The organism is Anaplasma platys (genome assembly GCF_012790675.1).
GTDB classification, from domain to species: domain Bacteria; phylum Pseudomonadota; class Alphaproteobacteria; order Rickettsiales; family Anaplasmataceae; genus Anaplasma; species Anaplasma platys.
Window position 1 is genome coordinate 20,634 of the sequence record NZ_CP046391.1, and the last position, 12,350, is coordinate 32,983.

General features: G+C 43.0%; 12 protein-coding genes. 5 read left to right on the plus strand and 7 right to left on the minus strand.

Annotated features, from left to right (window positions below; all coding sequences use genetic code 11):
• Positions 1 to 2,103, plus strand: a complete 2,103-nt coding sequence (glyS, locus tag ANPL_RS00135; RefSeq protein ID WP_169192814.1) for a glycine--tRNA ligase subunit beta — start codon at positions 1 to 3, stop codon at positions 2,101 to 2,103.
• 80 nt (positions 2,104 to 2,183) lie between these two features.
• Positions 2,184 to 3,335, plus strand: a complete 1,152-nt coding sequence (gene dnaJ / locus ANPL_RS00140) for a molecular chaperone DnaJ (protein WP_169192815.1) — start codon at positions 2,184 to 2,186, stop codon at positions 3,333 to 3,335.
• 12 nt (positions 3,336 to 3,347) lie between these two features.
• Here the strand turns inward: dnaJ and nadC are convergent, their stop codons facing one another.
• Positions 3,348 to 4,163, minus strand: a complete 816-nt coding sequence (gene nadC, locus ANPL_RS00145) for a carboxylating nicotinate-nucleotide diphosphorylase (protein ID WP_169192816.1) — start codon at positions 4,161 to 4,163, stop codon at positions 3,348 to 3,350.
• Positions 4,164 to 4,248: 85 nt separating this feature from the next.
• On the opposite strand from nadC, the gene plsY reads away from it, so the two are divergent.
• Positions 4,249 to 4,824 (plus strand): glycerol-3-phosphate 1-O-acyltransferase PlsY, encoded by a 576-nt coding sequence (gene plsY / locus ANPL_RS00150; RefSeq protein ID WP_169192817.1) that lies wholly within the window; start codon positions 4,249 to 4,251, stop codon positions 4,822 to 4,824.
• 1 nt (position 4,825) lies between these two features.
• Here the strand turns inward: plsY and ruvC are convergent, their stop codons facing one another.
• From ruvC to hemE, 3 genes are all read right to left on the minus strand, one after another.
• A complete protein-coding gene (gene ruvC, locus ANPL_RS00155; RefSeq protein WP_169192818.1) occupies positions 4,826 to 5,311 on the minus strand; it encodes a crossover junction endodeoxyribonuclease RuvC in 486 nt (161 codons plus the stop codon).
• Positions 5,312 to 6,130 carry a cytochrome c oxidase subunit 3 gene (locus ANPL_RS00160; RefSeq protein ID WP_169192819.1) on the minus strand — a complete coding sequence of 273 codons (819 nt, stop codon included), beginning with the start codon at positions 6,128 to 6,130 and terminating at the stop codon, positions 5,312 to 5,314. It lies immediately after the preceding gene.
• Positions 6,131 to 6,200: 70 nt separating this feature from the next.
• Positions 6,201 to 7,235, minus strand: coding sequence for a uroporphyrinogen decarboxylase (hemE, locus tag ANPL_RS00165; protein ID WP_236822833.1), 1,035 nt, complete (start codon positions 7,233 to 7,235; stop codon positions 6,201 to 6,203).
• Between the two features lie 394 nt (positions 7,236 to 7,629).
• Here hemE and ANPL_RS00170 point away from each other — a divergent pair, with 394 nt between their 5' ends.
• Positions 7,630 to 8,502 (plus strand): hemolysin family protein, encoded by an 873-nt coding sequence (locus ANPL_RS00170; RefSeq protein WP_169192820.1) that lies wholly within the window; start codon positions 7,630 to 7,632, stop codon positions 8,500 to 8,502.
• A gap of 9 nt (positions 8,503 to 8,511) precedes the next feature.
• On the opposite strand, the gene ANPL_RS00175 is transcribed toward ANPL_RS00170, so the two are convergent.
• A complete protein-coding gene (locus ANPL_RS00175) occupies positions 8,512 to 9,009 on the minus strand; it encodes an HK97 family phage prohead protease (RefSeq protein WP_169192821.1) in 498 nt (165 codons plus the stop codon).
• Positions 9,010 to 9,038: 29 nt separating this feature from the next.
• A complete protein-coding gene (locus tag ANPL_RS00180; RefSeq protein ID WP_169192822.1) occupies positions 9,039 to 10,214 on the minus strand; it encodes a phage portal protein in 1,176 nt (391 codons plus the stop codon).
• Positions 10,215 to 10,856: 642 nt separating this feature from the next.
• On the opposite strand from ANPL_RS00180, the gene nadA reads away from it, so the two are divergent.
• Positions 10,857 to 11,792 (plus strand): quinolinate synthase NadA, encoded by a 936-nt coding sequence (nadA, locus tag ANPL_RS00185; protein ID WP_169192823.1) that lies wholly within the window; start codon positions 10,857 to 10,859, stop codon positions 11,790 to 11,792.
• 42 nt (positions 11,793 to 11,834) lie between these two features.
• On the opposite strand, the gene ANPL_RS00190 is transcribed toward nadA, so the two are convergent.
• Positions 11,835 to 12,227, minus strand: a complete 393-nt coding sequence (locus ANPL_RS00190; protein WP_169192824.1) for a ferredoxin family protein — start codon at positions 12,225 to 12,227, stop codon at positions 11,835 to 11,837.
• Positions 12,228 to 12,350: the final 123 nt, after the last annotated feature.

Genomic DNA, 12,350 nt, shown 5'->3' on the forward strand with positions numbered 1-12,350 from the left:
ATGTCTTCTGATCTCGTATTTGAAATACTTTGCGAACAAATACCTAAAAAAACGCAGGAAGATGCTAGGGTTTTCGTAACTGAAATGACCAAAGATCTCCTTGGAAAAGTTGGATTGCAGGGAAGTAAGGTGGAGACCTACACATCCCCTAATAGAATCTCACTATTAGTTGCGGGAATTGAGGTAGTGGAGAAAAACGAGAGTGGAGACATTAGGGGACCACGAGTTGGAAGCGCAGAAATTGCAATAAAAGGGTTTTTGAAAAAAGTTGGAAAAGAGAAAAAAGAAGACCTAGAAATTCGCCGTGTTGCCGGAGTTGATTTTTACTTTGGTAAGATTGAAAAAAAAGATTATAGCCTTCCCCTTGAGAAAGTACGCTCAGTGTTGCAAGAGATAGTAGATAAATTTCCACTACATAAAAGAATGAAGTGGGGTAAGGGGCGGGGTGAATGGATAAGACCGGTAATCAACGTACTTTGCATCTTTGGTGGTGAAGTTGTGCCAGTGCGGGTAGCTGGCGTCGAAGCAAATGGCTTGACTTATGGAAACTTGAGGTTCCAGCGTACTGCTCATACTGTCAAGGGGATGGCCGACTACCTATCTTTTCTTGAGCAGAATTTAGTTATCGTTGATCACGAAAAGAGAAAAAAGCACATTATTGATGGAATAGATAAACTCATCGGAGAGAGAGATTTAAAGTACGAAAAAGAAGATAAGATCATTGATGAACTCAACAGTATGTTAGAGTACCCACACGTTGTTCTGGGAAGGGTAGATGAAAGCTTTCATTGGGTGCCAAAAGAAGTGACGCTCTGCGTAATGATGAAACATCAAAGGTACTTGGCACTGTGTGATAAGGAGGGGCGTATTGTAAAATTTGCTACAGTTGCCACAGTTGTAAATGAAAGGGTAGTAAAAACGCATGAGATGACCCTTAGGGCACGCCTTGCTGATGCTGCCTTCTTGATCGAAAAAGATAAAAGTACTGGACTGGAACAGTACGTGGAACATCTGGAAAAAATTGTTTTCAAAAAGGAATTAGGGAACGTTCTTGAAAAAGTGAGAAGAGTCACTTCTCTAGCGAACTATTTCGCTGTTTGGGTCCCGCGGGCACCAATACTCAGTGTAAACAGAGCCGCAATGCTAGCGAAAGCTGATCTGGCAACCTTAATGGTTCGGGAGTTTCCGGACTTACAAGGAAAAATGGGGCGCTATTACGCCGCGATCTCAGGAGAAGACAAGGAAGTTTGTACAGCAATAGAAGAGCATTATCACCCACGATGGCAGAGGGATCGTGTTCCAGTAAATCCGGTTGCTATAGCAATTTCTCTTGCGGACAAGGTGGATAGTCTGGTGGGTTTAATGGCTACCGAAAACATAACTGGATCCCGCGACCCTTATGCGCTGCGACGCCTGTCTATTTCTCTCCTGAGAGTAATTCTGGAAAACAGCATAAACATACCGCTGGATCTGATGGTAGCAAAATCGGTTGCCTTATACGTTGCTGATACAAAGAAGAAAAAAAATCTGCGATCTACCTTTGAAGTGATGGGGGGTGGAAAGATAACGGAGAAAGTCCTGGACTTTTGCTATGATCGGTTAAAAGTACTACTGCGTGATGTATTTGAGCTAGATAGGGAAATCATAAACATTGTAGTTGGCAGCTGCCATGATGTTGTTGTAGTGAAAAGAAAGATAAGGATTATAGGAGATTACATTAAAACGGAAGAGGGGCAGCTTATACTAACTGCATATAGAAGAATAAAAAATGTCGTGGAAAAAAGGGAAAGTGGCACACCGTTTAGAATTCCCAAAATTTGGAACAAATGCAGTGAAAAGCTTTGTGTTGAAAGTTGTGAAATAGAAGTCTATAAAAAGGCAAAAGAATGCGAGAGTTTGCTCAATTCTCTCCTAAAAGAGAATAATTTTTCCGAGTCACTGCTCGTTTTGGTTGATTTAAGTAAGGCTGTACAGGCTTTCATGGATGGCGTCTTGATAAATAGTGAAGATGCGCCGGAATTGCGCACAAATCGCGAAAATTTGGCTCTTTGGCTTGTTGAAATATACAATGCAGTAGTGGATTTCAGTCAAATCCCGAAATAAGGGAGATTCTAATATTGAATTTTGAAACTTAGGTACATACATAGTAGTGGGGCCTGTTTTGTTTGTAGTGAAGAAGAAAGATGGCAAGTGATGATTACTATGAGCTTCTAGGCGTAAGCAGAAGCGCTAGTGAAGACGAAATAAAGAAATCGTACAGGAGAATGGTTTTTAAATACCATCCTGATAAAAATCCTGGAGATAAGGAAGCAGAAGAAAAGTTTAAGAAAATAAGTGAGGCCTATGAGGTACTAAGCGACCGGGAAAAGCGAGATGCATATGATAGGTACGGTCATAGTGCTTTTTCTGGAGGTATGGGGGGAGGAAACTCTGGCTTCGGTGGAGGATTTAACGGAGGATTCTCCTCGGACTTCTCCGATATATTTAATGACTTTTTCGGGGGAGGTTTTTCTCGAGGAACCCAGGGGCAATCTCGTGAAAAAGTTCGTGGGGCTGACCTCCGATATGACATTGAGATATCATTAGAAGATGCATTCAAGGGCGTAAAGATCCCCATAAGCTATGTAACAAACGTAGCGTGTTCGACTTGCTCAGGAAACGGAAGTGAAGGTGAAGCAAAAGCCGTTAAATGCGGTACTTGTAATGGAGCTGGGAGAATTCGAACAAGAAAAGGCTTTCTCACCATTGAAGAATTGTGTCATACCTGCAGTGGTGAGGGAGAAATAATAAAGAATAAGTGTAAACGTTGTGGTGGTTCAGGGCGAGTAAGAAACGAAGTTGGCATCTTGGTTACAGTTCCGCAGGGGATTGAAAACGGAAATAAAGTTCGCGTGAACGGAAAAGGAGAAGCCGGATGCCGCGGTGCCCCCAGTGGAGACTTATACGTGTACGTGACCGTAAAGAGTCACAAGTTTTTTACAAGAAAAGGTGCTGATTTGTACTGTAACGTCCCCATCAAGATGACATTGGCAGCCTTAGGAGGTGAGATAGAGATGCCCACGATCGATGGAACCTGGGCGAAGCTAAAAATACCTGAGGGCACACAAAATAACGACAAGTTGAGAATGAGAGGAAAGGGAATGCCCGAGGTCTATGCTAAAGATAGGCGGGGAGATATGTACGTACAGGTCACTGTGGAAACACCAGTGAAGCTTTCAAAAAAGCAAATAGAAATTCTGAGAAAGTTTGATGATGAATCTAATGCTAGTAGTAGCCCGAAATCGTCTGTCTTTTTTCAGAAGGTAAAGGATTTCTGGAAGGATATAAGCTCATAGGAAGGACGAAAACTAGAGGAAGTCTAGCCCGATATCTTTGCAGATTACTGAGTTGGTAATGCACCCCACAGAAATGTAGTCAACACCACACTCTGCTATTTCTCTGACGTTTTGCAGGGTAATACCACCAGAGGCTTCCGTTTTAGCCCTCCTTTTCACAAGAGCAACAGCCGTTCTAATGTCTTTTATGCTCATATTGTCTAACATGACAGTGTGAATTGCATTCTGTAAAGACTCCTCAACCTGTTCCAGGGTATCACATTCAACAGTAATGACAACATCTCCCAGTTTATCCCTTATTTTGCGGACACACGCAGTAATTCCACTGCAACTGGCAATGTGGTTGTCCTTGATCATCACACCATCATAAAGGCCAGTTCGATAACTTTTTCCTCCTCCAACTCGTACTGCATAAAGGTCAAACTTGCGCAGCCCGGGAGCGGTTTTCCTTGTACTTCTGATCTCAGTATTTGTACTTTTCACTAATTCGACAAACTGCCTCGTAATCGTGGCAATACCTGATGCTCGTTGCAGAAGGTTTAGCAATACACGTTCGATTGACAGAATGCGCGCTGTCGTGCCGGAACCTTGAAAAAGACAGTCACCTCTATAAGCTATAGAACCATCCGGAAACTCTTTTGTAAAGGAGAGGCAGTCAGGAAACATTTGCAAGAGGTTGTTAATCACCACTGCCCCTGCGAAAACTAGGTCTTCTCGAGCATTAACTCTAAAATGAGATGTTTGATCACTGATGATGCAGTTTGTCGTCACATCACCTGATGCATCTAAATCCTCTGCAAGAGCATAAGTGATTAATTGTTCAAACATAAAAATTGTCCAAGAAAAGGAGAAAATCCTGTATTAAATTGTAACATCTTTGAATTAGTAAGTGAATTTACTTGGGAGAAAAACTGTGTTTTTATCAATAGCCCTACTGTCCTATCTCATAGGTTCAATCCCATTTGCCTGGATAATACCAAAGCTGGTTCGAAAGGAAGACATACGCGAGACAGGATCAAAAAATGTGGGCGCAACCAATGTTTTTCGAAGAAGTAAGGTTATGGGCCTTCTTGTTCTTTCAACCGATTTAGCAAAGGGAGCAATCCCCATCGCATGCGGCAAAATAATGGGAACAGATCCGGTATGTGCATACTTGTGCGGTCTCTTTGTCGTCATTGGTCACATTTTTCCCTTATGGCTGAAATTTAAAGGGGGAAAGGGAGTCGCAGCAAACCTCGGTGCGCTGACTTTACTTAATCCAGCAGCCGCCGTTTCTTTCTTCATTTCCTGGTCCTCCACCTTTGCAATCAGTAAAATTAGCTCTTTGAGCACGCTGGTTGCCCTTGCCACCTCGATTTTTGTCTGTGCAATGACGGAAGAAAATAAGATAAGTGTCTTCGTTTATGTGATAACAAGTATCCTCATCACGTATAAGCACAAGGAAAATATCGAACTTCTGTTAAAAGATGAAGAAAAAAGACTTTTTTAAGTCAGAAAAGAACGGACTTAGTAGAGTATACGTGGCACAGCGCGATTGATATGGCATCCGTCACGTGTAGCGAATGTTTTGTGTCGTTTGGAAGACGTAAGGTGGAATTGACAACGTAAGCGATCTGCGCCTTATCTGCGTGTCCGGAACCAAAAACCCGCCGTTTCACAGTTGTTGGTTGGTATTCAAATATCTCCACGTTATTGTTCATCAGCGCGATCATGGCTGCGCTCCTTGCGTAGCATAAAAACATGGAGGACTTAGGGTTGGTATTCACAAAAACATTCTCAATAGCGGCGCAGTTGATCGTAAAACGATTGGCAGTAGTGTTAAGCGTCTGATAAATGTAATGCAACTTGCCGTGGATTGGTAGAGTGCCCCGCGGACAAATTGTGCCAGCATCACAAAGCGTTACCTGCCCATGTTTAAAATGAATAACCGCCCATCCTGTATTCGCAAGCCCTGGGTCAATGCCAATTACATGCATTTATGAGCTGACAACGTACATGAAAAGAAAGAGAAAAAGCCATACAACGTCAACAAAGTGCCAATACCAAGCAGAACATTCAAAGCCAACATGGCAGTTTGCATTTATCTTTCCCCGCAGCATTCTGACGTAGCAAACGATAAGAGAAACGATACCCATCAGGACGTGTAGGCCGTGAAAGCCCGTTGCTAGGTAAAAGTTCGAGGAATAAATTGCATTTAGCCCCTCCTCTCGAAAAGAAAACCCCGCATGCATGTATTCAATTCCTTGGAAAGCAGAAAAGATAATTCCAAGTAAAATGGTAAAGAGGAGAAAGCGAGACGCCGATTTAGTATCGTTCTCGAGCAGGAGATTATGAGACCAGGTTAATGTACACCCGGAAAGCAGAAGAGTGATAGTGTTGAAAAAGGGGATAGACCAAGGGTTAACCGTTTTAATGCCAACTGGAGGCCAGATCGTCGGCACCTTCTGTGCAAAATCGACCAGATGGTAAGCGGGAAAAAGCCATGCCTTAAAGAAAGACCAGAAAAATGCAAAAAAGAGCATTGTTTCCGAAAGGATCACTATCGCAAAGCCAAAACGCAGCCCCTTCTGAACAATCTCGGTGAAGCATTTGTCCCGAATAGCCTCGGCAATCACATCGTACCACCAACGCCACAGCACATATAGTGTAGCTACTGTGCCGAGCGGCAGAACAAAATACCCGTAACTATGGCTATGTATAAAACCCACCGCACCAAATGCGGTCATAAAAGCACTGATAGAGAGAAGCAAAGGCCACGGGCTGGTGGAGAGTATGTGAAAGTCATGCTTCTTCATGTGGTGACGACAAAACTTGGTGATCGTAAGGTACATATGAAGGCACCGCAGTGTCAAGTATTTAGGTGCGCTAGCGGCGTGAGTAGTTTCTCACTGTTTCTACAATCAATTCGATATGATGTGGCGGTGTGTTTGGCAAAATTCCATGCCCCAAGTTAAAAATTAGAGGATTGCTTGAAAGATTTTCCAGGATGTTCTTCGTCTGGCTTATGGCAAGATCGGCATCGTGCGCAACGACGGCAGGATCCAGGTTTCCCTGTACTATCCCCGCGATGTTGCCCCTTACCCAGGACGGTTGGACAGTGTAGTCAATACTCGTGGCATCTACTCCAGAAGCTTTAGCGTATAGGTTATATAAAGTCCCCGCGCCTTTCGGAAAACCAATTATGTAAGTTTGCGGGTGTGTCTTTTTTAGTGCCTTTACTATTTTGTGTGTTGGTTCCAGTACGAATGAAATGAAGAGGTCATGTGGTAGGTCTCCAGCGTGACTATCAAAAATCTGTAGGATATCCGCTCCAGCAGCTGCCTGTTTCGCTAAAAACATTATGGAGTATTCTATAAGTTCATCTATGAGATTTTGCAGGGTTCTGTCGCCGGCACGGTGTTGGAGTATAAGTTCTTTTGCATTTTTTTCTTTTCCAAGAATGTAAGTTGCCAGCGTCCAGGGTGCACCTATAAAACCGATCAGTTCCTTATTTTTTGCCAGTTTTTTTCTTACGCGATGGATGCTTTCCAATACCGGAGATAAGATTTCAATGGTCCTTTCGATGTTATTCTTTTGCCTGTTTTGAAAGGAAACCTTTGGTGCATGACCCCGAGGAAAATCTACCTTAAACCCCATTGCATCTGGCAAAGTCATTATGTCCGAAAAAATGATGGCTGCGTCTAAGTCAAATCTGTTGATGGGTTGTAGAGTAATTTTTTCAACCCGTGCGATGTCATAACAAGCTTGAAGGAAGTTGGTCACATCGTGCATTTCCTCTTGATACTCCGGTAGGTATCTTCCAGCTTGTCTCATGAACCAAATCGGTATCCGATTCTGTGCAGTTCGTGTTTCCAACAAGCTTCTCAGCACGTTGTTATGTTCTTTTGAGTTAAACATCATAATTCTTCAATATTATAAATATAACTAATTTATGCCTGTTAATTGTGTGAATAACTTCTCGCGTGTCAAAAAGTCTCTTGTATTACAGGTTTATTTTTGTGAATAAATTTGTTAGTAAAGTTAGTAACACTCTGATTTTCTAGCAGAATTTATGTGTATAAAATGTTTGTGAATTGTGTTGATAACTGCACCAAGAAAAACTTGAAGAATCCTTTCTTCTTAGTGTTTTTTATAACAACTCTGTGTATAACTAACTTGGTGCGTGTGGATAACTTTTATTCACTAACTATCTACATGTTTGTTAACAGAGTTATACAGTAACTTTGTATGGAAAATAAAATTCAGCTGTGTATACTCTGGGCTCGGATCAAGTAGTTTGTTGGTCGCACATATAATGTGTCGTAAAGTATCTGCAGAAGACGAAGATAGTGAGCGGGCGATGTTTTGTGGATTCCGGTCACGGTTTTATTCTTTTTTGTTTAACCACTTACCGGGGTTTGCCGATTTTCTAAGGCGGAAGATTTTCAAGGAAAACCATTTCGGCTTCAATGGCTGCCACATTATGAACAACCTCATAAATCTGGATGACTGTTCGGTTCAGGAGATCATGGTCCAGCGTTCGGAAATTCGGGCTTTTTGCCTCGAGGATAAAGAACTAATAAATTTTGTCCGACAGAGTCGGCATACACGAGTGCCAATCTACAGGGACAACCTTGATAACATCATCGGGTTTATCCACATAAAAGACATTTTACTCAAGAGTGATGCTGTTTTTGATGTAAAGGACATTATCCACGAGGTGATGTATGTGCCACATTCCATGAAAGCAATAAGCCTTTTTATTAAGATGCAGGCATCACGCGTGCATATGGCCATAGTTTTGGACGAATATGGGAGTACTGACGGTCTCATAACCATGGAAGACATTGTCGAACAAATCGTGGGTGACATCGAATATGAGCACGACGCTTCTTCAATTCCTGATATTGTGAACCTCTCGCCGGATAGGATGGAAGTGAATGCTAGAGTGCTCGTAAAAAATCTGGAGCAAACCCTAGGGATTACCCTACGTGAAGCTAATGATGAGGAAGAGTACGACACAGTTGGTGGTTTAATTTTTTCAATGGTGGGGCGCGTACCCGTTGTCGACGAGGTTTTTCACCACAAAAGCGGCGTTGTGTTTTCAATAAAAGAGGCCGACAACAGGTGTATATATAAGGTAGTTATCGACCTTTCCCCGGCGACTCAGAAAGCTTCTTCTCCGTGACCAGAAGTTTTAAGATAACATCTTGGTGAGTTGTTCTTCCTTTTCCACGTTACCGGGTTCCCCGCACTTTACATGCGATATAGTTGCCTTCTCGTTTGCCGGAAAAGTCACTAGGCTGATTTCCCACAGGTCAATTTTTGTAATTATCCTGATCCCAGAGCGCTTATCCCGCCGCGAGGTGACAACTCTATAACCAATGGATAACGAGTTGATTATGCCCTTCTTAATTAGAGAATAGATTTCGCGGGCCTTATGTAGTTCCAGGTTTAGCTGTGCCGTGGTTAGCAGTCCGAAGGAATTTTCCGTCAATCGCAGAATTTTCCCGATTGGGTCTTTGGTATTATGTTGCCACAGGAGGGCAACTTTTCTTCGCTTTAAAGAATCTGTAAATGATCCCGGTGCGATAATGTCTTTTTGGTTATCAACGCGGTTAAAAACACTGGCGTAACCCCAGAAAATACCTTTGTCTGAGATGAAATCACTCTTTAGTTGTTGCGTAACATCCATAATAGTATCCGTCGTTGTTGAAATGATTTTTAGTTTTTTATCGAATTGCCTCCTTCAACAGGGTGTAATCCGAAGGCAGCCCTTTTTTCATTGGTTGTCATAAAGGTTGCGTTCTGCACGTATTGCCACAAACGCTGCCTTTTCTCCGTGAGAACACTGATAGATTCTTTGTCATATGCTAAAAATAAGTTGCTGCCAAAACATGGGACAAGCCATGCGTTGAGGTGCGCAATGATGCTTTCAAGATGGGGAATTACGGTTTGTTCCCAAAGAGCCAGGCGTGCCTCTGAGAGGTTGCTATAGGTGTTGTCTCCTGGAATTCCTATAAGCTGTGGGGGAACACCAAAAGCGAGAGCTATCTCGCGTGCCGCGGTGTTTTTCGACTCAATAAAGTCCATGTCTTTGGGGGTTAAACTCATTTCTTTCCATTCCAATCCGCCTTCGAGCAATAGAGGGCGCCCCGCATTTCTGTTTCCTAAATAAAATGAATCTATTTGTTCTTTGAGTCTTTGATATTGTTGCGGCGACAGGGTTGCATTGCGGCCATCCTTGTGATTTACCACGAGTGCTCCACTCGGTCTTGCCCCATTTTGTAACATTGCCTGGTTCCAGGCACTGGCTTGATTGTGTTGTTCGATGCTGTAAGAAGCAGCTTCGATGGTGGATAAACCGTACCAATCACTGAGTGGATGAAAGTTTTTTAAGTGTAATAGAACGTGATGAGCCGCAGTTGGATTGTTAGCGAACTCGTATACAGTAGAATCTACTGTGTAACGGTAGGAAACAATGTTGTCCCTGTTCATTATCTCGACTCTATCGGGCCGTAACAGAAACAACTCGTGCGGCGCAAGTGAAGGACAAGCGACCGCCAGCACAAAAGCATTCCCACTTATCAACCGGTAGGTAATTATGCTCTCAATGAATTCTGCTCTGGTCATGGAGTGGTTGGGCCGATTCAGCAATTTCAATAATGGGTGATGACAAATTTGAAAGATGCCGTTTTTGGTATGCTTGTTTAGTGTTAGATTTACTGATCCAGCCGCGGCTGCGATCATGTGAATTGACCTGAAAGCAATGACATTTTTGATATAGCCGTTTCTGGCAAAGTTGTTGTAGTCTCTTTCTTCCCAAATGGCGTCTCGGTTATGATCGAGAAAAGATGAGGTCCCGTAGTTTCTATTGAAAAGGCTGAAAGATTCCTTCATCAAACTCCCTAACAGGTAAAAGATAAAACAATGCTAGCGGTTGTTGGTAATCTATCGGAAGCAATATTATATTTTTGACTAAGTTGCAGTTGTGGATGCGGAGGAAATTATAATTGATGGTTGTGTATGGGGGATAAATCAAGTGCATGAGTACATAGGGGTGTTATCATTTTGTCCGTGCCTTTGTGTTATTCACTCTATCGTTATTTCTGGACGTGAAATTTAAGCGAGGAAAAGTACTTCGCTCGCTGTAACTCGTGAAACAAGACCACAACGTGAATGAGTAAGAGTTTCCAGCGTGCGACGCAAGCGTCTTGTTTTCTTTGTGTCTGTAAGTTGCTCTTCTCTCAAAAGCCATAAATATTTATCACCACGCCTGTTGGTTTTGCGCACAGATTCTACTGATTGTCTTTTTGATGACAGCTACGCATGCCTCCGAGAGTTGCTGCCGCGTTAGTAATAAAGTTATCTTCCATAATTTTTTCTTGTGTGCCGGTCGTTTTTTAGGTTTATCTTTCCACATTATCAGAGTGTGCACCGTGATATGGCGTCACGTTGGGTTAAAAAACTAATTTAGTTTATCAAGAAGTAAAATTCCTGATATGATTCCGAAAATTTTTAGTGATAATCTACTGAATCGTCATGCAGCAGAAGTGCCGGGATTTGTCGCGCGAAATCAGGGCGATTTCAAAGGAGAAGAACGCAGTCATCTTGGCTCACTACTACCAGGAGGATGAGATCCAAGAAGTGGCAGATTTCGTTGGTGATTCCCTGGATTTATCCAAGAAGGCAGCGGCTGTAGAAGCAGACCTAATTGTTTTCTGCGGTGTGTACTTTATGGCAGAAGTTGCCAAGATTCTGAACCCCAGCCGCAAGGTTATACTTCCGGATATCAATGCGGGATGCTCACTGGCAGATTCCTGCCGCGGCGCGGATTTTAAGAAATTTAGGCAGTCGCATAGTGATCACATATCCGTGACTTACATTAACTCTTCAGCTGAAGTCAAATGTTACTCGGATATCATATGTACTTCTTCTAATGCCGAAAACATAATCAACAGAATACCGCCGGAGAAGAAAATTTTGTTTGCGCCTGACAGATACCTGGGGCAATTTTTGCAGGGGAAAACCGGGCGCGAAATGTTGCTGTGGCATGGGAGCTGTATTGTTCACGAGAGCTTTTCCGAGGTTGAACTAATGAGCGTGATGGCACGCCATCCGGATGCTCATGTCATTGCACATCCGGAATGTCCCGGCAATTTGTTGCGGCATGCGCATTGCATTGGCTCGACAAAAAACCTATTGCAGTACGCGGCGGCGCGACCAGGAAATAAATTTATTGTGCTCACCGAAGAAGGTCTCGTATATCAGATGAAAAAGGCGTCGCCAGGCAGCACGTTTTACGTTATCAACTCTACGGGGAAGGGCTGTGACTCGTGTAGTAAATGTCCGCACATGCGTTTAAACACGCTAGAAAAATTGTACATGTGTCTTACTAAAGAATTGCCCGAGGTTGCGCTTGATAAAGATACGATAACCGCCGCGCGCCGGTCTGTTGATGCAATGATGGTGCTGTAGCTGAGCAGGCAGCAACGCTGCCGAGCAGTCAAAGTTTTGCTTCTATTCTCCCGTGGTCTCAGCAACCAGATTTTCCCCGAAAAATTGTGCTTTATTGACAACTTCCTTGTAGTTCTCCGCATTTTCAGAGTGGGGTCTCGCTGCGGTGATGTTCGGCCACAGCTTTGAGTACTTCATATTTATGTCATAGAAGCTTTTGAGCACTTTTTGTTCGGCATTTAAGACCTCTTCACTAGAGGAAAGAACATCAACAATAAACTCGTCGCTCACAATTGCATCTGCTGGACATTCAGGAATGCAAACCCCGCAGTCAATGCACTGTTCTGGATCAATCACCAGCATATTAGCCCCTTCATAAAAGCAATCCACAGGGCAGACTTCAACGCAATCGGTAAATTTACAGCGAATACACCTATCCGTCACAAAGTGTGTCATATTGCAAGGAGTCAAATGTTATTACAGAAATAATAATATCGAACTGAGACAACATATCCAAGTAATAGTTCCATGCAGGCGCCAGTACCAAGGAAGAAAGGCGTTTTTTACTGCTGTGAGAGG

Coding starts and splice junctions, on each gene's coding strand:
- glyS (WP_169192814.1), top strand. CDS start 1: ATGTCTTCTGATCTCGTATTTGAAATACTTTGCGAACAAATACCTAAA.
- dnaJ (WP_169192815.1), top strand. CDS start 2,184: ATGGCAAGTGATGATTACTATGAGCTTCTAGGCGTAAGCAGAAGCGCT.
- nadC (WP_169192816.1), bottom strand. CDS start 4,163: ATGTTTGAACAATTAATCACTTATGCTCTTGCAGAGGATTTAGATGCA.
- ruvC (WP_169192818.1), bottom strand. CDS start 5,311: ATGCATGTAATTGGCATTGACCCAGGGCTTGCGAATACAGGATGGGCG.
- ANPL_RS00160 (WP_169192819.1), bottom strand. CDS start 6,130: ATGAAGAAGCATGACTTTCACATACTCTCCACCAGCCCGTGGCCTTTG.
- hemE (WP_236822833.1), bottom strand. CDS start 7,235: ATGATGTTTAACTCAAAAGAACATAACAACGTGCTGAGAAGCTTGTTG.
- ANPL_RS00170 (WP_169192820.1), top strand. CDS start 7,630: ATGTGTCGTAAAGTATCTGCAGAAGACGAAGATAGTGAGCGGGCGATG.
- ANPL_RS00175 (WP_169192821.1), bottom strand. CDS start 9,009: ATGGATGTTACGCAACAACTAAAGAGTGATTTCATCTCAGACAAAGGT.
- ANPL_RS00180 (WP_169192822.1), bottom strand. CDS start 10,214: ATGAAGGAATCTTTCAGCCTTTTCAATAGAAACTACGGGACCTCATCT.
- nadA (WP_169192823.1), top strand. CDS start 10,857: ATGCAGCAGAAGTGCCGGGATTTGTCGCGCGAAATCAGGGCGATTTCA.
- ANPL_RS00190 (WP_169192824.1), bottom strand. CDS start 12,227: ATGACACACTTTGTGACGGATAGGTGTATTCGCTGTAAATTTACCGAT.